This is a genomic window from Hymenobacter segetis (assembly GCF_038448715.1).
Taxonomy (GTDB): Bacteria; Bacteroidota; Bacteroidia; order Cytophagales; family Hymenobacteraceae; genus Hymenobacter; species Hymenobacter segetis.
Map to the genome: position 1 here is coordinate 1 of NZ_JBCEVZ010000050.1, position 20,168 is coordinate 20,168.

General features: G+C 66.7%; 13 protein-coding genes. 12 read left to right on the top strand and 1 reads right to left on the bottom strand.

Features of this window, described 5'->3' with window-relative positions; translation table 11 throughout:
* Positions 1-1,025, top strand: a 1,025-nt coding sequence (locus AAFH49_RS16820) for a T9SS type A sorting domain-containing protein (protein ID WP_342299998.1), incomplete at its 5' end; no start/stop codon positions are given.
* Between the two features lie 144 nt (positions 1,026-1,169).
* A complete protein-coding gene (locus AAFH49_RS16825) occupies positions 1,170-2,837 on the top strand; it encodes a T9SS type A sorting domain-containing protein (RefSeq protein WP_342299999.1) in 1,668 nt (555 codons plus the stop codon).
* Here the strand turns inward: AAFH49_RS16825 and AAFH49_RS16830 are convergent.
* Positions 2,777-3,277 carry a hypothetical protein gene (locus AAFH49_RS16830; RefSeq protein WP_342300001.1) on the bottom strand — a complete coding sequence of 167 codons (501 nt, stop codon included), beginning with the start codon at positions 3,275-3,277 and terminating at the stop codon, positions 2,777-2,779. The genes AAFH49_RS16825 and AAFH49_RS16830 overlap by 61 nt on opposite strands.
* 31 nt (positions 3,278-3,308) lie before the next feature.
* On the opposite strand from AAFH49_RS16830, the gene AAFH49_RS16835 reads away from it, so the two are divergent.
* From AAFH49_RS16835 to AAFH49_RS16880, 10 genes are all read left to right on the top strand, one after another.
* On the top strand, positions 3,309-3,950 hold the full coding sequence (locus tag AAFH49_RS16835; RefSeq protein WP_342300003.1) for a hypothetical protein: 642 nt from the start codon (positions 3,309-3,311) through the stop codon (positions 3,948-3,950).
* Positions 3,951-4,097: 147 nt separating this feature from the next.
* On the top strand, positions 4,098-5,840 hold the full coding sequence (locus tag AAFH49_RS16840) for a T9SS type A sorting domain-containing protein (protein WP_342300004.1): 1,743 nt from the start codon (positions 4,098-4,100) through the stop codon (positions 5,838-5,840).
* 54 nt (positions 5,841-5,894) lie between these two features.
* Positions 5,895-7,565 (top strand): T9SS type A sorting domain-containing protein, encoded by a 1,671-nt coding sequence (locus AAFH49_RS16845; RefSeq protein ID WP_342300006.1) that lies wholly within the window; start codon positions 5,895-5,897, stop codon positions 7,563-7,565.
* A gap of 162 nt (positions 7,566-7,727) precedes the next feature.
* Positions 7,728-13,865, top strand: coding sequence for a choice-of-anchor D domain-containing protein (locus tag AAFH49_RS16850; protein ID WP_342300008.1), 6,138 nt, complete (start codon positions 7,728-7,730; stop codon positions 13,863-13,865).
* 27 nt (positions 13,866-13,892) lie between these two features.
* Positions 13,893-14,561, top strand: coding sequence for a deoxyribose-phosphate aldolase (gene deoC, locus AAFH49_RS16855; protein ID WP_342300010.1), 669 nt, complete (start codon positions 13,893-13,895; stop codon positions 14,559-14,561).
* On the top strand, positions 14,542-15,099 hold the full coding sequence (locus AAFH49_RS16860; protein WP_342300012.1) for a hypothetical protein: 558 nt from the start codon (positions 14,542-14,544) through the stop codon (positions 15,097-15,099). Before deoC ends, AAFH49_RS16860 begins: the two co-directional genes overlap by 20 nt.
* A gap of 212 nt (positions 15,100-15,311) precedes the next feature.
* On the top strand, positions 15,312-16,508 hold the full coding sequence (locus AAFH49_RS16865) for a M20 metallopeptidase family protein (protein WP_342300014.1): 1,197 nt from the start codon (positions 15,312-15,314) through the stop codon (positions 16,506-16,508).
* Positions 16,509-16,571: 63 nt separating this feature from the next.
* A complete protein-coding gene (locus tag AAFH49_RS16870) occupies positions 16,572-17,390 on the top strand; it encodes a hypothetical protein (protein WP_342300016.1) in 819 nt (272 codons plus the stop codon).
* Between the two features lie 319 nt (positions 17,391-17,709).
* Positions 17,710-18,237 carry an Hsp20/alpha crystallin family protein gene (locus tag AAFH49_RS16875; protein ID WP_342300018.1) on the top strand — a complete coding sequence of 176 codons (528 nt, stop codon included), beginning with the start codon at positions 17,710-17,712 and terminating at the stop codon, positions 18,235-18,237.
* Positions 18,238-18,480: 243 nt separating this feature from the next.
* Positions 18,481-19,983 (top strand): S1C family serine protease, encoded by a 1,503-nt coding sequence (locus tag AAFH49_RS16880; RefSeq protein WP_342300020.1) that lies wholly within the window; start codon positions 18,481-18,483, stop codon positions 19,981-19,983.
* Positions 19,984-20,168: the final 185 nt, after the last annotated feature.

Genomic DNA, 20,168 nt, shown 5'->3' on the forward strand with positions numbered 1-20,168 from the left:
CCCGCCAGCTGGGCGGCATCAGCTTCAACGATGCCAGGGGCCTGGCCGTGGAAGGCACGAATGTGTACGTGGCGGGCTACTTCAACGGGACGGCTACACTGGGCGGCATCAGCCTCACCAGCCAGGGATACTACGACGGCTTTGTGGCCAAACTCACGGATACCGGCTCCGGGGCCAGCTTTGTCTGGGCCCAGCAAATAAGTGGCAGCGACAATCAGCAAGCCGCCGGGCTGACCACCAACGGCAGCGGCACCATCTATGTAACCGGCTCGTATAACAGCTCGACCAGCTTTGGCAGCCTTAGCTTATTCGCGCCCAGCATCACCAGCCGCAACCGCCTGTTTGTGGCCAAGCTGCTCGACACCGGCGCGGCAGGCACCTTTGTCTGGGCCCAGGGTGCAGGCGGCAATGGCGACGACTACGTGGGGGGGCTGGCCGTTTCCGGCACCAGCCTTTACCTGACCGGCTACATCGGAGGCATTGCCACCTTCGGAACTACCGTTTTAACCAACACTACCCGCACCGACGGCTTTGTGGCCAAACTGACGGATATGGGCAGCACCGGCAGCTTTGCGTGGGCGCAACTATTTGGCGGCAGCGGCTTTGATTTTGGGGGCCCTGTGACCTTAGCCCGCAACGGAACCGTGTATGTAGCTGGGGGAAGCGAGCTACCCGCCAGCTTTGGCCCGCTGCAACTGACCGGCACTACCAGAGGCCAATCCGGGTTTCTGGCTGCTTTCACCGAGGCTACCGGATTGGCTGCCGCCACCGCCCTGGCCTCCGCAAGCATTACCCTTTCGCCCAACCCGGCCCACGGCACGGCCACCGTGCAGCTGCCGGCCGTGCCCGGCACTACCACCGCCACCCTCACCGTGCTCGATGCGCTGGGCCGGGCGGTGCGTACCCTCAGCACGCCCACCAATTCCACCGCCGTACTCGACCTGGCCGGCCTCGCGCCCGGCCTGTATGCCGTGCGGGTGCAGGCCGGCGGCAGCCCCGCCACCCGCCGCCTAGTGGTGGAATAGCCGGTGCTTGTATCCGATAATCAAAACGCCCCGGCCGGTTGGTCGGGGTATTTTTGGTTTTAGAGGAGGGCCGGGAGCCCCTCAAGGTGTACATTTAGCGCGAATACTATCGGTTGTTTTCTTTTTCTACTCCTTTCCCCTTATATGAAGCACGTATCCTCTTTCCTTTCGTGTAGTGGGCTAATGGTGGCCTTGTGGGCAATGGGCCCGACGGTGGCCCACGCCCAGGCCCCCGCCTGGCAAACAGCCCTGGCCGTGGGCAATACCACCGCGCAGGTACTGGCCACGGCGGCCGACGCGGTCGGTAACGTGTACGTGACGGGCTGCTTCACCGGCACGCTGAGTGTGCCCGGCACCACGCTCGTAAGCGTGGGCGGTACCGATGGTTTCGTGGCGAAGTACAACGCCCAGGCCGGCACCTTTTGGGCCATCCGCTTCGGCGGAACCGGGGCCGACAAGGGCACCGCCCTGGCCGTGGCCGGCACCAGCATCTACGTGGCCGGCACTTTCGATGGCACCGCCACGGTAGGAGGGCTGACGCTGACCAGCGCGGGCGGCGGCGACGTGGCCGTGCTGAAGCTGACCGACCAGGGCACGGCCCCGGTGGCCGTGTGGGCCCAGTCGGGCGGTAGCCCGACCGGCGACGAAGGCTGGGCCCTAGCCGTGAGCGGCAGTAGCGTGTACGTGGGCGGCCAGGTGGGGGGCACGTCTGTCTTCGGTAACGTGGCCGTGCCCGTGACGGCCTCGCTGGCCGCTGGCTTCGTGGCCAAGCTGACCGATGCCGGTGCCACGGCCACCTATGCCTGGGTGCAAACCCTGGGTGGCCCGTACTACGACGGCATCTATGCGCTGGCGGCCGACGGGGCTTCGGTGTACGCCGGCGGGTTTTTCTCTTACAACATGACGCTGGGCGGCACCACCCTCACCAGCGCGGGCCTATCCGATGCCGTGGTGGTGAAGCTGACCGACAACGGCGCGGCGGCGAGCACCGCCTGGGTGCGGCCAGCCGGCGGCCCTGGCGGCGACCAGGTGAACGCGCTGGTGGCCGGCGGCGGTACGGTGTATGCCACCGGTGCCTTCAGCGCCACGGCGACTTTCGGTGGCACCTCGCTCGTTAGCGCTGGGTCCGGCGACGTGTTCGTGGCCAAGCTGACCGATGCCGGGGCGACTGCTACTTACACGTGGGCACAGCAGGCCGGCGGCCCTGGTCCCGAACAGGGCTACGCGCTGGTAGCCCGGGCGGGCAGCGTGTATGTGGCGGGTACCATGTCGGGCAACGCTACGTTCGGCTCCAACACCGTGGCGGGCGCGGGTGGTTACGATGCCTTTGTAACCCGCGTGGACGATGCCGGCTCTAGCGCCCGCTTTGCCTGGACCCAACTGGCCGGCGGCACCGGAACCGACGTTGCCAGCTCGGTGGCCGTGGCCAACGGCAACCTGTACGTGGGGGGGTACGCGAAGCTGCCCGCCAGCTTTGGAACGCTGGTGCTGTCCGGCAGCAGTAGCCAAAACGGCTTTCTGTCGGCGCTGGGGCCGGCCGCGCTGGCCACCGCGCCGGGGGCCGCCCTGCCAGCCTTCGCGCTTTCTCCCAACCCGGCCCACGGCACGGCCACCGTGCAGCTGCCGGCCGTGCCCGGCGCTACCACCGCCACCCTCACCGTGCTCGATGCCCTGGGCCGCCCGGTGCGCACCCTCAGCACGCCCACCAATGCCCGGGCCGTGCTCGACCTCACCGGCCTCGCGCCCGGCCTCTACGCCGTGCGCGTGGCCGCTGGCAGCAGCACCGCCACCCGCCGCCTGGTGGTGGAGTAGCCAGGCGGCCACGTATTTTTCATTTCTGCCATCCCTTTGGCCTTGTCCGCCATCGGAGAAAGCTTGTCAGCCATCCCGGACAACGTTTCTCCGATGGCGGACAAGCTGTTTTTGGGGTAAACTGACATTTCCGCCATCCCTTTGGCCTTGTCCGGGATGGCGGACAAGCTGTTTTCGGGGTAAACTGACGTTTCCGCCATCCCTTTGGCCTTGTCCGGGATGGCGGACAAGGCCAAAGGGATTGGGGTGAAGCTGTCCGGGATGGCGGACAAGGCCAAAGGGATTGGGGTGAAGCTGTCCGGGATGGCAGACAAGACCTTTACCAAGTAGTTTCCACCAAAGGCGACCCCCGTGAAAACACCTGATTTACCACGTACTTCTACGTGAAAACAGCCGGGCAATGCTGGAATCGTTTGGGGAGATAATACATTTGATTTCAATCAATTCCTCACTCCATATTTCCTCACTGCCATGCGCAAACCCAAACTCATCGAAGATTACACCTACCTGCTGTACGATGCCGTATCGCCCTTCGCCTACGCCGTGGCCCGCCAGACCAAAGGCAGCCCCTTCATCTCCGATGGAGTAGACCTGACGAAGGCGCTGAACGATGCCGTGACGGCCCTGGACACCAACGTGGCCGCCACCGACCACCCCACGCCCGCCCAAACTGCCCAACGCGACCTGCTGCGCGGTATCGTTATCACCGAGCTGGGCCGCCTGGCCAAGCGCCTGAACCTGGACTACCCCGCCGACGAGCCCGCCCTGCTCTCCTCGGGCCTCGTGCTGGCCGATGCGTCCGGCACGGCCGCCCGCACCCTCACCGCCAGCGCCACCGACGCGGTGATGGACCTGGAGCTGCTGGACGGCACCCAGCCCGGCTGCCTGCTGCTACGGCTCAAGCGCCCCACCGGCACCCTTCAGAACCTTATTCGCTACTCCACCGACCTCAAGCTGCCCGAAGAGCAGTGGCTGGTGGCTGTGGGCGGCGGGCGCGAGCGCCAGCTCGGCCCCTTCGAGTCGGGCACGAAGGTGGCCGTGAAGGTGGCCGCCCTCATCGGCTCCACCACCGAGCCGCAGTACTCGGCCGTCAAGAGCCGCATTGTGCAGTAGGCCCCGCCGGCCGCTGCCGCCCAATGCCCCGGCCTGTCGGCCGGGGCATTGTGGCGTTTGGGCGTAGGGGGCAGCCCGGTATCTTTACCGGCGTAGGGCCCCGGGCTTCGGGGCACGGCTTATTCCTTTCCCTTTTTTCTTTTTCTGATGAGTGAAATTTCTACCCTGATGCAGCGCGGCCGGATAATGCTGGCGGCGGTGGGCCTTTTGCTGGCCGCCCCGGCGGTGCGGGCGCAGGCCCCGGCCTGGCAGTCGGCCTTCGGCGTGGCCACGGCCTCGGCCTTCCGCTCCGAAGTAAACGCCGCCGTGGCCGATGCCGCCGGCAACGTGTACGTGGTGGGCGCCTTCGCCGGTACCTTCCAGGTGGCCGGCACCACCCTGTACAGCAACCAGGGCGATAATACCTTCGTGGCGAAGTGGAGCAGCGCCACCCGCGCCTTCGTGTGGGCGCAGCAGCTGGGCGGGGCCGGCACCGTGTATGCCCAAACCCTGGCCCTGAGTGGCAGCAGTGTGTACGTGGGCGGCCTTTTTAACGCCCCGGTAATGCAGGCGGGCACCCTGCAGCTCACCAACACCAGTACCGGCGCTAATACTGACGGCTTTGTGGTCAAGCTGGCCGACGCGGGCACTTCGGCCACGGTGGTGTGGGCGCAGCGGCTGGGCGGCCCCGATTCGGAGTGGGTGAACAGCCTGGGCGTGGCGGGCAGCACCGTGTACCTGGCCGGCAGATTCCAGAGCGCCACGCTGGCCGTGGGCAGCACCACCCTTACCAATGCCGGCATTGCCGATGCCTACGTGGCCCGGCTGACCGACGCGGGCGCTACGGCCAGCTTCGCGGGAGCCGTGCGGGCCGGCGGGCCCGGGGCCGACGAAGCCTTTGGCCTGGCCGTGAGCGGCAGCAGCGTTTACGTGACGGGCAATTTTCAGCGGACGGCCACTTTCGGTACTCCGGCCCTTACGATGAGCGCACTTGGCACCTATGATACGTTTGTGGCCCGCCTCACCGACACCGGCAGCAGCCTGCGCTTCGACTGGGCCGTGCGCGGCGGCAGCACCGAGAGCACCGTTGGGCACGCCGTGGCCGTGCAGGGCAGCAGCGTGTACGCGGTGGGCGAGTTCACCGGCACCACGGCCACCTTCGGGCCCATCACCCTTGCCAACGCGGGCGGTAGTACCGACAACGATGCCTTCGTGGCCAAGCTCACCGACGCGGGCACGAGTGCCGCCTTCGTGTGGGCGCAGCGGGCCGGTGGCGGCTCCGATGATGAGGCCACGGCCGTAGCCGTGCGGGGCAGTAGCGTGTACGTGGCCGGGCATTTTTCCAGCCCCACGGCCACCTTTGGCCCCACCACCCTCACCAACCGCACCGCCGCCCAAACCTATGATGCGTTTGTGACCCGCCTGCACGATGCCGGCCCCACCGGCACCTTCGTGTGGGCGCAGGCCGGCGGCAGCATCTACGGCGACTACTGCCGGGCCGTGGCCCTGGGCGGTACCACCGTTTCCATCGCCGGTTCGGTGGGTATGCCGGCCAGCTTCGGTACCCAGGCCATTGTGCCCGGCGGCGTTGGCTTCTACAACAACGCGGCCTTCGTAGCCAGCCTGACGGATGCCACCGGCCTGGCCACCGCCACCGCCGCGCCACTGGCCGGCCTGCGCGTGGCCCCCAACCCCGCCCACGGCACGGCCACCGTGCAGCTGCCGGCGGGCCTGGGCGCGGGCACGGCCACGCTCAGCGTGCTCGATGCCCTGGGCCGGGCGGTGTGCCCTGCCATCGTGCCCACCACCGCGCTGGCCGTGCTCGACCTGGCCGGCCTTGCGCCCGGCCTGTATGCCGTGCGCGTGCAGGCCGGCGGCCACACCGCCACGCACCGCTTGATGGTGGAATAGGGGCGGCCCCTTGGCTCTTTCCGCTTTCCGATACTTCCCCTCATCCTTTCCTTCATGAAGCTTCATACCCTGATTCCGGCCATCGTTTGCCGGCTGCTGCTGGCCCTCTTGCTCGTGGGCACCGGCGCGGCCCACGCCCAGGCCCCCACCTGGCAAACGGCACTGGCGCTAAACGCCGTCTCCTCAAACGTAACCGGCATGGCCACCGACGCCGCCGGCAACGTGTACCTGACCGGGCGCTTTGTGGGCACGCTGAGCCTGGGCAGCATTGCACTCACCAGCCAGGGTGGCGACGATGGCTTCGTGGCAAAATACCGTCCCGCCACCGGCACCTTTGCCTGGGCGCAGCGTTTTGGCGGGACCGGGGCCGACCAGGGGCATGCCGTGGCCGTGGCCGGCTCCAGCGTGTACGTGACGGGCACCTTTGAGGGCACGGCCACGTTTGGCGCCATCAGCTTCAGCAGTGCCGGGGCCAGCGACGCGGCCGTGTTCAAGCTCGTTGACCAGGGCACCACGGCGGCGGTGGTCTGGGCGCAGCGCGCCGGCGGCTCCCGCCCCGACAATGGCTACGCCGTGGCCGTGAGCGGAACCAGCGTGTACCTGGGCGGCGCCATTGGCGGCGCGGCCGACTTCGGCCCGCTCACGCTGCCCAATGCCGGGTATTTCACGGGCTTTGTGGCCAAGCTCACCGATACCGGCGCGTCGGCCGCCTTCGGGTGGGTGCAGGCCCTGAGCGGCCCCGGCTACACCGATGTGAATGTGCTGGCCGCGACGGCCACCAGCGTGTACGCGGGCGGGCTGTTTGTTAATTCCACCACCTTTGGCTCCGCCACGCTTACCGGCACGGGGGCCGAAGATGGCTGGGTAGCCAAGCTGAACGACAACGGTCCCAGCGGCAGCGTGAGTTGGGCGGTTCCGCTCGGCGGCTCCGGGTCCGACGAGCTGTATAGCCTGGCCGTGAGCGGCCCCAACGTGTACGCCACCGGGCGGTTCTCGGGCACGGCCTGGTTTGGCAGTCTGGCGCTCACGAGTGCCGGCAGCAGCGACGTATTCGTAGCCAAGCTCACCGATGCCGGCGCGTCGGCGGCCTACACCTGGGTGCAGCCGGCGGGCGGCCCCGGCGACGATTTCGGCAGCGCCGTGGCCGTGGCCGGCGGCAGCGTGTACGTGACGGGCGGAATAGTCGACGCGGGCACTTTCGGGAGCATCCCGGTAATGACCGCGGGCACCCACGATGTATTCGTGGCGCGCCTGGCCGATGCCGGGGCCAGTGCCCGCTTCGTGTGGGCGCAGGTGGGCGGCGGCAGCCAGGGCGACTTTGGTACCGCCCTGGCCCTGAGCAGCCAGGGACTGTACGTGGGCGGCGTGGTGAGCCCCCCAGCCACCTTTGCGCCGCTGGCCGCACTGGCCGGCGACGGCAGCGGGGTAGGGGTGGGCCTGCTGGCGGGGCTGGGCCGCGCCGCGCTGGCCACTACGCCCGCCGCGCCCGTGCCCGCCTTCGGCCTGCTGCCCAACCCCGCCCACGGCATGGCCATGGTGCGGCTGCCAGCCGGCCTGGGCGCGGCCACCCTCACCGTGCTCGATGTCCTGGGCCGGGCCGTGCGCAGCCAAACCACCACCGAAGCCCACGCCGAGCTGGACCTCACGGGCCTGCCCGCCGGCCTCTACGCCGTGCGCGTGGCGGCGGGCAACCAGGCCATCACCCAGCGGCTGGTGGTGGAGTAGGGGAGGACGGTTTGCTTTGCCGGTGCGCTGCCGGAAACATTGAGCCTCAATGCCGGGGCCCGCTTCTCCACTGCCGGGCATGGTATTGAATTGCTGAGGCTTGCGAGTAGCTTTGACGGCGAAATTTCTACGATTACCCTACCTTCCTTTCCGATTGCTTTGATGAAAAACCGCTACCATCTGCCAGTAAGTTGGCTGGCCTTGTTCCTATTGTTAGTGCCGGGCTTTGCTGCGCGGGCCCAGGCTCCGGCCTGGCAAATGGCCGTGGTGGCCAACACGGGCAGCACGGTGGACGCCACGGCCACCAACGCGGCGGGCGACGTTTTCATCACCGGCACCTTCACCGATGTGCTCCGTCTCGGCAACCTCACCCTGACCAAAGCCGCTCCCGGCACCGGCGATACCGACGTATTTGTGGCCAAGTGGAGCGCCACCAGCCAGTCCTTCGTGTGGGGCCAGCAGGGCGGCAGCCTCGGGGCCGATGCGGCCTCCGACATTGCCGTGCAGGGCACCAACGTATACATTAGCGGGGTGGCCTCGGGCATAGTCACCATGGGCAACATTACCCTCTCGGGCGTGGGGCCAATGTTTGTGGCCAAGCTCACTGATGCGGGCACGGCGGCCAGCTTTGTGTGGGTCCAGCAGACCAACAACAGCTACCCGGCCGCCCTGGTGGCGAGTGGCAGCAGCGTGTATGTGGGCGGCACGTTTATGGGGGCCACCGTCACCTTCGGGGCCACCACCCTCACCAATGCCACCGGGGCGACAAACCAGGGTGATGCCTTCGTGGCCAAGCTGACCGATGCCGGCGCTACCGCTACCTGGCAGTGGGCGCTGGGCGCGGGCGGCAACCTCAACGACAACGCCACCGGCCTGGCCCTGAATGGCACCAGCGTGTACGTGGTGGGCAACTTTGCCAGCGCCCGGCTGTCGATGGGCGCTACCACGCTCGCCCAAACCGGCAGCCACGCGGCCTTCGTAGCCAAAATAGCCGATGCCGGCAGCAGCGCGGCCTTTGCCTGGGCGCGCCAGCCCGGGGGCTACGCCGATGCCCAGGCCGTGGCCGCCAACGGCAGCAGCCTGTACATGGTGGGCAGCTACGCGACGCGCGTCAGCTTTGGCCAGCAGCTGCTCGACGCCGGCTCCCGCGTGGGCCTCTACGTGGCCAAGCTCGTGGATGCGGGCCCGACCGGCGACTTTGCGTGGGCCGAAGGCGGCACCGCCACCACCGCCGCCATGACCGCCGTGGCCGTGAGCGGAGCCAACGTGTACGCCACCGGTTCCTTTCAGGTAGACGTCACGTTCGGGGCCACCACCCTGACGGAGGTGACTTACAACGACATATTTGTGACCAAGGTGGTGGATGCCGGAGCCAACGGCCAGCTGGCCTGGGCGCAGCGCACCGGCGGGGCCGGCAACGACGAGCCCGCCGGGCTGGCCGTGGTGGGCACCACCGTGTACGTAGGGGCCACGGTGGGCCCGCCCATCAACATCGACGGGCACTACGTGAACGGCACCAACAACCTGCCGGGCCGCCGGGCCGCCTGCCTGGCCACCCTGGCCGACCTGCCCCTGCGGCCCACCCTGGCCAGCGTAGCGCCGCGCACCGGGCCCGTGGGCAGCACCCTGGTGCTCACGGGCACCAACCTGGGCGGGGCCACGGCCATCACGTTTGCCGGGGCTGGCAGCCCGGCCGTGCGCTCGGGCTTCGTGGCCAACGCGGCGGGCACCCAGCTCAGCGGCGTGGTGGTGCCGGCCGGGGCCACCAGCGGCCTGCTCAGCGTGACCACGCCCGAGGGCACCACCGCCGGCGTGCCCTTTGCCGTGAGCACCACCCCCGGCATTGCGCCGCCCTGGCAGCTGCTGAGCACCGCCACCGGCGAGGCCGAAGTGAACGCCACGGTGGCCGATGCGGCCGGCAACGTGTATGTGGCCGGCACCTTCCAGGGCACCGTGGTGATGGGCGGCACCACGCTCGTCAGCGCGGGCAACTTCGATGTCTTCGTGGCGAAATGGACGCCGACCGGCGGCTTCGTGTGGGCGCAGCGGGCCGGCGGCTCCACCGCCGACAAAGCCGAAGCCGTGGCCCTGCAGGGCAGCAGCGTGTACGTGACCGGGGAGTTTGACAGCGCGACGGCGGCCTTCGGCAGCCAGACGCTGACCAATTCCGACGGCTACGGCCAGACCCCCGATATGTTTGTGGCCAAGCTGACCGATGCGGGCAGTACCGGGAGCTTCGTGTGGGCGCTGCGGGCGGGAAGCAACGCCCTGGAATGGGGCGATGCGCTGGCCGTGAGCGGCAGCAACGTGTATGTGGGGGGCGATTTCAGCGGCGTGGCGGCCACGTTCGGGTCCACCGCCGTGGTCAACGTCAACGACGCCGGGGCCATCAGCAGCTACGTGGCCAAGATTACCGACGCGGGGGCCAGCGGCAGTTTCACCTGGGCCTACCAGGTGGGCCGGGGCAACAACGTGGCCGCCCTGGCCGCCAGCGGCACCAGCGTGTACATGACGGGCTTGTTCATCAATTCGGTCACCATTGGGGCCAGCACCATTCTCACCAACGGCTCGGCCGACATGTACGTGGCCAAGCTGACCGACGCGGGCAGCACCGGCAGCTTTGTGTGGGCGCAGGGGGCGGGCGGCCCCCTCACCGACGAAGGCACGGCCCTGGCGGTGCAGGGCAACGCCATTTACGTGGGGGGCAACTTCCGGAGCACGGTGGCTTATTTCGGTACGGCCACGGTTGAGAATGCCAACCACGCCGCCGACATCTTCGTGACCAAATTGACCGACGCGGGCGCTTCGGGCAGCTTTGTGTGGACGGAGCGGGCCGGCGGCACCGGCGATGACTTGCTGTACGGCCTGGCCGCCAGCGGCTCCAGCCTGTACGTGGCCGGCACCTACGGCACCGCGCCCGCCGCCTTTGGCCCCGCCACCCTGCCCACGCCCACCGGGCTGGATGGCTACGTGGCCAAGCTGGCCGACGCGGGCGAGGGCGGCACGTTTCTGTGGGCCAAAGCATTCGGCGGCACCCGGACTGATGTAGCGTACACCGTGGCCGCCAATGGCACCAACGTGTACGCGGGCGGGTACTCGGTACCGCTCAGCACCTTCGATGGCCTGACCATTCCGGCGAATGTCAACGGGGCCTACCGGCCTTATCTGGTCGCCCTCAACGATGCCTCGGCCCCGGTGCCCGTGCTCACGGCCATCAGCCCCGCCAGCGGCGGGGCCGGCACCGTGCTCACCCTCACCGGCACCAACCTGACGGGTACTTCCGCCGTGGCCTTTGCCGGCACGGGGGCTGCCGTGGTCAGCAGCGGCCTGGTAGTGAACGCGGCCGGCACCCAAATCACGGGCGTGGTGGTGCCCGGCGGCGCGGCCACCGGCACGGTAACCGCCACGGCCCCCGGCGGCACCAGCAACGGCCTGCCCTTCACCCTCACCGGCCCGCCGGCCAACGACGACCCCGCCGGCGCGCTCCCCCTCGTGGCCGGCCCCGACTGCACGCCCGTCAGCGGCACCAGCGCCGCCGCCACTGCCAGCACCACCACCGGCCTGAGCACGCCCGCGCCGGCCCACGACGTGTTCTACACCTTCGTGGCCACTTCCCCGGCCGTGCGCGTGCAGCTAACCAGCGCCGCCACCACGCTGGCCCTGGAGCTGTACCGGGGCCCCGCCACGGCCCTGTCCCTGGTCACTACCACATCCCCTCCGGCCCCCGCCGGCACTCTGCTGCTGGCCAGCGCCAGCCTCACGGTAGGGCAGTCCTACGTGGTGCGGGTAACGGCCGAAACCGGCGGCACCGGCCAGCCCTTTGCGCTATGCGTAACCAGCCTGCCCACGGTGATTACGCTGGCTCCCACCAGTGGGCCGGTCGGCACGGTGGTTACCCTCACGGGTACCGGCCTGAACGCGGCCAATAGCGTGCGCTTTGGCGGTGGCAGCACGGTGCCAGCGGCGGCCTTTCTGACGGCTACGGCCACCAGCGTGCGCGTGGCGGTGCCCACGGGCGCGGTATCGGGGGCATTGGCCGTGGCCACGCCGGCCGGTACCATCACCACCGCGCAGGTGTTCACCGTGACGGCCCCGCAGCTGGCCGTGGCGCAGGGCAGCACCGCCTACCCCAGCGGCGGCGCGGCCTATAGTTTCGCGTCGCAGGTCGTCGGCACCAGCAGTGCCGCCGTGCGCTTCACGCTCAGCAATCCCGGCTCGGGGGCGCTCACCCTCGCCGGCGTTTCCATTACCGGCGACTTTGCCTTGGGGGGCAGCGCGGGCTCCAGCATCGCGGCGGGCGGCACCACATCGGTTGATATCACCTTCACGCCGCTGGCCGTGGGCACCCGCACCGGCAGTCTCATCATCAATTCCGATGCCGGCACGTACGTGCTGAGCCTTACGGGCACCGCCCGCCTGCCCTTGCCGGTGCTCACCACCCTGCTGCCCACCAACGGGAGCGTGGGCACGCAGGTGAACATTACGGGCAGTGGCCTGGCGGGGGCCACCAGCGTGAATTTCAACGGCGTGGCCCAGGCCACCATCACCAACAATGGCGGGTACTACCTCACGGTGCTGGTGCCCGCCGGGGTGCCCCTCGGGGCCGGCCCGGTCACGGTGACCACGCCCGCCGGCACCAGCAATGCCCTCACCTTCACCGTTACGCCGCCCCCGCCCAGCTGGCAAACGGCCGTGGGGGCCAATCAGGCCTTCGGCAGCATGTCGGGGGCGCGGGCGCTGGCCACCGATGCCAGCGGCAACGTGTACGTGAGCGGCATTTTGCAGGGCACCGTCACGCTGGGCAGCACCACCGTCACCAGCCCTGCCGGCACTGGCTACGTGGCCAAGTGGAGCCGCGCCACCGGCACCTTCGTGTGGGTGCAAGCCCTGGGCGTTGTCAATGCCAACGTAGCCGCCATTGCCCTAAACGGCAGCAGCGTGTACCTGACCGGCGTATTTAGCGGCACTCTCACGCTGGGCACCACCACGCTCAGCAGCAGCACCACCAACCTGTACGTGGCCAAGCTCATGGATGCGGGCACCAGTGCCAGCTTTGCGTGGGCCCGGCAGGGCACCACCACCGGAGGGGCTACGGCCAGCGCCGTGGGCGTGAGCGGCACCAGCGTGTACGTGGCCGGCGCTTACGATGGGGCTCCCCTCACCCTGGGCAGCACCACCCTGCCCACCCCAGCCAATTCCGCCAGTGACGTATTCGTGGCCAAGCTGACCGACGCGGGCAGCAGCGCCAGCTTCGTGTGGGCCAAGAAGGCGGGCGGCACGGGCGAGGATGTGGCCACGTCCCTGGCCGTGAGTGGGGCCAATGTGTATGTGGCCGGCCCTTTCGCTAGCACGGCGGCCGCCTTCGGCACCACGGTGCTGGCGGGGGGCTTCGCCACCTACTTTGTGGCCAAGTTGACCGATGCCGGCTCCACCGGCGATTTCATCTGGGCCCGCCAGACCCAGGGCGGCGCTTCGAACCAAACCCCGTGCGTGGCCGTGAGCGGGGCCAACGTGTACCTGGCGGGTTCCTTCAGGGGCACCATTCGCTTCGATGCCTTGTCGCTTACCGCAGCGGGCGGCACCGATATATTCGTGGCCAAGCTCGCCGATGCGGGCACGACCAGCAGCTTCGGGTGGGCGCAGCGCGCCGGGGGCGATGCCGATGAATACGGCACCGCCCTGGCCGCCAACAGCACGGGGGTGTACGTGGCGGGGGCCAACGGCAGCCGCTTGTCGGAGTTCGGCCCCTACACCCTCCAGATAATCAATAACAGCTACGACACCGATGTTTTCGTGACCCGCATCACCGACCAGGGCAGCACCGCCCGCTTCGAGTGGGTGCAGTCGGCCCGCTCCGACGGTACGGACAATGCCTACGCGCTGGCCCTGAACGGCTCGACCGTGTACGTGGCGGGCGAGGTGCAAGCCGGCGCGCGCTTCAGCGCCTTCACCCTGACCGGGCCTCTCGGGAACGGCCTCGCCTTCCTGGCCTCGCTGAACGACCCCGTGCCCACCGCCACCGCCGCCACCACCAGCCTGCGGGCGACCGACGACCTGGTGGTGTACCCCAACCCGGCCCATCACACGGCCACGGCTCGCCTGCCACTCGTGGCCGGCGCCGCCGAAGCCCGCCTCAGCGTGCTCGATGCCCTGGGCCGCACCCTGCGCACGCAGGTGGTGCCCCTGCCGGCCCCCGGCCAGCGCGCCGAGCTGAATTTGGTGGGCCTGCCCACCGGAGTGTATGTGGTGCAGCTGGTGGCGGGCGGCCGTACCGCAACCCGGCGGCTGGTGGTGGAGTAGGGGGGCAGAACCCCGTACCTTTGCCCCATGAACCTCGCCGCTCAAATTGACCACACCCTCTTACGCCCCGACTGCACCGAGGCGCAGATAATCCAACTCTGTGAGGAGGCCGCCGCCCACGGCTTCGCCACGGTGTGCGTGCCGCCCTGCTACGTGGCCCTTGCCACGGCGCGGCTGGCCGGTACGGCGGTGGGCATTTGCACCGTCATCGGGTTTCCGCTGGGCTATGCCACGCCGGCCGTGAAGTTCAAGGAAGCCGAAGTGGCCTTGTATGACGGGGCCGCGGAGCTGGACATGGTCATCAACATCTCGGCCCTGAAATCGGGCCGGACCGACACTATCCAAGCCGAAATCCTGGATTTGGCCGACCTCTGCCACGTCAACCAGGCCCTGCTCAAGGTCATTATCGAAACCGCCCTGCTCTCGGACGAGGAGATTGAGCTGGCCTGCCGCCTGTGCGTGGGCGGCGAGGCCGATTTCGTGAAAACCTCCACCGGCTTTGCCAGCCGGGGCGCGTCGGTGGCCGATATTGAGCTCATGCGCCGCTCCCTGCCCGATACCGTGCGTATCAAAGCCGCCGGGGGCATCCGCACCCGCGAAGCCGCGCTGGCCCTGGTAGCCGCCGGCGCCGACCGCATCGGCTCGTCCAATAGCCTGGCCCTGATTGCTGAATCCGATGAATCGCCTGCTGCCTAAGATGCTCGTCGCCTCCCTGTTCTTCGGGCTGGCCGCCTGCGCCGGCGCGGCCCCGCAGGCCCCCCGTGCCAGCGCCCCCGCCGATACCACGCTCAAAAAGGCCGCCACCGCCGCGCCCATGCCCGCCGAGGACGTGACGAAGTACCGCCCGGTATTTGCCGCGCCCAAAGCCACGCCCATCCTGGCCACCGCACCCGCCAAAACCACGGTGCTGCCTACCAACCACGTCAACCCCCAGGTAGAGCAGCGCCTGCGCGACCAGGCCTACACCAACCAGAACGTAAAATACGCCCAGGGCTACCGCCTGCTGGTGTACCTCGGCCTGGAGCGCGACCAGGTGATGGCCATCCGCCGCACCGTCATCGGCCGCTACCCCGATGAGACGGACTACATCACCTTCAAATCGCCGGTTTACCGCCTCTACATCGGCGACTACCTCACCAAGCTCGACGCGGCCCGCGCCATGGCCCGCCTGCGCGGCCTCACCCCCAAGCTGGAGCTCGAAGCCACCCAAGTGGTGCTAAACAAGAACCCGTAGGGGAGGGGCAGAAAGAACAAAAAACTCCCCTCCTTACCAAGGAGGGGATATTTCAGCGAAGCTGAAATTGGGGTGGTTGAATCGTTGAACGACCCCGCCTGCTGTTTCCTCGCGAGTCGTTCAACGCCCACAACCACCCCCGTCCGAGCCTTTGGCTCGAACATCCCCTCCTTGGTAAGGAGGGGAGTTTGACCGCCCAACGCCTACCGCCCATGACCCCTCTCATTCCCCGCATCCAGCAGCTCGCCGCCGCCCACGCCGCCGACACCGTCGCCATCCGCCAGCACCTGCACGCGCACCCGGAGCTTTCGTTTGAAGAAGTGAACACCGCCGCCTTCGTCACGCGGGAGCTGGAGAAGCTGGGCCTCAAGCCGCAGCCCATTGCCAACACCGGCGTGGTGGCCCTCATCGAAGGTCAGCCCGGCGGCCCCACCATCGCCCTGCGAGCCGATATGGACGCGCTGCCCATCACCGAAACCAGCGACGTACCCTACAAATCGACCAACCCCGGCGTGATGCACGCCTGCGGCCACGACGTGCACACGGCCTCCCTGCTGGGCGCGGCCCGCATTCTGAATGAGCTGAAAGGCGAGTTCAAAGGCACCGTGAAGCTGATGTTTCAGCCCGGCGAGGAGCGGCTGCCCGGCGGCGCTTCACTGATGATAAAGGAAGGCGTGCTGGAAAACCCGGCTGTGGGCCATGTGCTCGGGCAGCACGTATTCCCGCACCTGCCGGCCGGCAAAATCGGCCTGCGCCCCGGCCGCTACATGGCCAGTACCGACGAGCTCTACCTCACCATCAAAGGCAAGGGCGGCCACGGGGCCATGCCCGAAATGAACCTCGACCCCGTGCTGGTGGCCGCCCACATCATTGTGGCCGCCCAGCAGATTGTGAGCCGCCGCGCCAACCCCAAAATTCCCTCGGTGCTGAGCTTCGGCAAGGTCATCGCCAACGGTGCCACCAACGTTATTCCCAACGAAGTCTACATCGAAGGCACCTTCCGCACCCTCAACGAGGAGTGGCGCGCCGAAGCCCACCAGCACCTGCGCAAGCTCTGCGAAGGACTGGCTGAAAGCATGGGCGCGGTGTGCGAGCTCGAAATCCGCCACGGCTACCCGTACCTGGAAAACGAGCCCGCCCTCACCGCCCGCGTTCGGGCCGCCGCCGAAGAATACCTCGGCCCCGAAAACGTGGTGGAGCTCGACCAGTGGATGGCTGCCGAGGACTTCGCCTACTTCTCGCAGGCCGCGCCGGCCTGCTTCTACCGCCTCGGCACGCGCCACGCCGATGGCCGCTTCGCCGCCTCCGTGCACACGCCCACCTTCGATATTGATGAGCAGGCGCTGGCCACCGGCCCCGGCCTCATGGCCTGGCTAGCGATAAAGGAGCTCAGTAGCGCGGACTTTTAGTCCGCGAGTGAACTGCCCAAATTATTCCATTCGCGGACTAAAAGTCCGCGCTACTTTCCCTTTATGAACCGATTTCTGCCCTACATCCTGCTCTTAGCCGCCCTGTTGGCCCGGCCCGCCGCCGCCCAAACGCGCCGCTCCACCTCCGGCCTACAGCTCTGGCCCGAAGTGCAGGCCGAGCTGGCCCTGCCCGGCAACGACTACCTGCTCCTGTCCGTGCGCGGCCAGCAGAACACCGACAACAACCACCTGCTCGGGGCTGAGCCCAAGCGCGTGTTGGGCTTCGACGAGCAGCGCGTGAACCTCGCCTACGAGCATTTCCTGAGCGAGCACTGGAGTTTGGGCGGCACTCTCGGCTACTTCTCCGCCAGCACAAAGGACTACGTGCTGATACCGGAGGTGCTACTGCGCCACCGCAGCCCCCTCGGCCCACTCACCTTCGGCCAGCGCCTGAGCCTGGAGCGCACCTTCCCCAGCGCCACCGGAGCCAAGGGCCAGACCAACGCCCGCCTGCGCGTCGACCTCGAAAAGCTCCTGCCCATTGGCACCGGCGGCTTCGCTCTGCGCCCCCGCCTGAGCTACGAGGCAGCCACCCACGTTCGCCTCCTCAAGTCCGATACTGACCCTGACGAACGCACCATCCAGTTCACCAGCCTGCGCGGCGAGGTGGGTTTCCGGGTGGCCGGTTTGTTTGATTTTACGCCCTGGTTTGCGTACCAGACCAATTATTTGGTCACGCTGCCGCAATACAATTCGCTGGGAATCCAGACCTCCGGCGGCAAGCTCAATGCCGTGACCCCGGTGCTGGGGCTCGATTTGCGCTTCACCATCATCCCGGAACAGAACTCTGGAAACCGCCAGCAGCTGCCCACGCAGCACTAAGGCATAACTGTCATTCTGAACGCAGGAGGAATCTGAGAAAATGTGCCTGAAGGTTTCCTCAGGTTCCTGCTGCGGCAGGATGACAACCTTCAGTTGATGACAAAATTTCAGGCTTGACTTTAGGGCTGATTATGTCTTGAATGAGTTCAGAAGGAATTTTATTAGCTAGCGCCAACATTCGATAATTACCGATTTTCTGAAAATAAGACAAATTGTCGCAAAAAATACTTCGTAAATCGATTGGTATAGAATTTAAGGAAGGGAAGTATGCCGCCAGCCGGCTGTGATTCTTTCACTTCCCCTAATATTCTATATTTCAATGGCAACCCTGCTGTATAACAACAACCGTCCTTCCCTCCGCCCCAGCCGCGCTCTGAGCGCCATGCTGGCCGACATGCTTCGCGAGCCGCAAACGGCCGCCACGCAGCCCACGCCCGCCTTCGTGCCCGCTGCCGACATCCTCGAAACCGCCACCGGTTTTGAACTGCACCTGGCCCTGCCCGGCGTAAAAAAAGAAACCGTTAACCTCGAATTCCTCGACGGCCAGCTCGTTGTATCCGGCAACCGGTCGAACCCGGTGACGGTTGCGAAAGAAGCTGCCGCTGCTGCTACCGAAGCCGCCGCTCCCGCCGACGAGAATACGCCCGCCGTGGTTGCCCCCGAGGCCCCAGCCGCACCTAAGTTCCGCCGCGTCGAAACCAACTACGGCCACTTCTCGCGCACCTTCCGCCTGCCCAAAACGGTTAATGTGAAGGCCATCGCCGCCGAAATGACCGACGGCATCCTGCGCGTGACGCTGCCCTTCGACACTGAAAAAGTGACCACCCAGCACATCGAAATCCGCTAAGCGCGGGTTGGCTTGTAAAAAAAGGCACCTCTTGGGGTGCCTTTTTTGCAGCCGCCAGCGTTGGGCTGCTGACAAGCTCGTTTTGGTCTGCTTTCTGCTGAAAGCAACCTTTGAATGCGAAAGCGAATCCTTTCTGCGTTATGCCAAAAATAACTAAGCCGGACTCATCCGGTTTTCATTCGGCTGATGCTAAATTAGGTCTCCAGTTCACCCTATTCACCTTTTTCTAAATTTCCCTTACCCATGCAAGCAAAACAAATGATGCTCGGCCTGCTCGGTTCCGCTATTCTCGGCGGCGGCGTGGCCGTGGGGGGATACAAGCTGCTCGAGCCGGCCCCCGTGGCACCTCAGGCCGTAGCCGCCGACCCCCAGGTGCGTTACACCTCTGAGATGCGGAGCACGCCCTATGCCGTGCCCGAGGGCCTGAACTTCGTGGCTGCCGCGGCCGCCGTAACCCCGGCCGTAGTCCACGTCATGACCGAATATGCCGCGCCGTCCGTCGACCAGCGCCAGCAGCAGATGGACCCCTTCCTGCGCCAGTTCTTTGGCGACCAGTTGGAGCAGTTTCATGGCCAGCAGCCCCAGGGTGGCGGCCAGGGCTCGGGCTCGGGCGTGATTATCGCCGCCAACGGCTACATCGTGACCAACAACCACGTTATCGACAAAGCCTCCAAGATTGAGGTGGTGCTCGATGACAAGCGCAAATTCGAAGCCGAGCTGGTGGGGGCCGACCCCAACACCGACCTGGCCGTGCTGAAAGTGAAGGCCGACAACCTGCCCTTCGTGAAATACGGCAACTCCGACGACGTGAAAGTGGGCCAGTGGGTGCTCGCCGTGGGCAACCCATTCAACCTGAACTCGACCGTGACGGCTGGCATTATCTCGGCCAAAGGCCGGAACATCGACATCCTGCGCCGCAAGGACAACATGGGCATCGAGTCGTTCATCCAGACTGATGCCGTGGTGAACCCGGGCAACTCGGGCGGTGCCCTCGTGAACCTGAACGGTGACCTGATTGGCATCAACTCGGCTATTGCCTCGCACACGGGCAGCTACGAAGGCTACTCGTTTGCCATTCCCAGCTCGCTGGCCAGCAAAGTGGTGGACGACCTGCTGAAATACAAAGTGGTGCAGCGCGCCCTGCTCGGCGTGCAAATCCAGGAAGTGGACGCCAAGCTGGCTTCGGAGAAGAAGCTGAACACCCTGAACGGCGTGTATGTGCAGGGCCTGACGGCCGGCAGCGCCGCCGCCCAGGCCGGCCTGAAGAAAGACGACATCATCACCCAAATCAACGGCGTGGCCGTGAATACGTCCTCGCAGCTCCAGGAGCAGGTGGCCCGCTTCCGCCCTGGCGACAAGATTAAAGTGAGCTACACGCGCAACGGTACGGCCAGCCTGGCCGAAGCCATATTGCGCAACGCTACCGGTACCACCGGCATCGTGCGTGAGGATGCGATTGCCGCCGCCATCAAGTATGAAGGCGCGACCATTGCCGCCGTGCCGGCCCGCGACCTGGCCAAGCTGGGCCTGGAGGGCGGCGCTAAAATCTCGGGCATCAAGGGCAGCAACTTCCGCGAGACGGGCATGGCCGATGGCTTCATCATCACCCGCATCGACAAGAACCAGGTGACCAAGCCCGCCGATGTGAAAAACTACCTCGACCAGGCCCGCGAAAACTCGGGCGCGCTGGTGGAAGGCGTGTACCCCGACGGCCGCAAGGCGTACTACCCCATCGGGCAGGAATAGCCTGCCGTGGTTGAATAATGGAAAAGCCCCTGCCGCATCGGCAGGGGCTTTTTTTGTTAGCGACCCGCTTGCAGTATTGAGGTCCCATTTTGGGATGAATTTTATTTCGCAGTAAGAAAAGCCGGGGGTACGTGAAATGTCCTCGTAAGAAAGAAGGTAGTAGATTGATGGTCAGAGAAAATAAT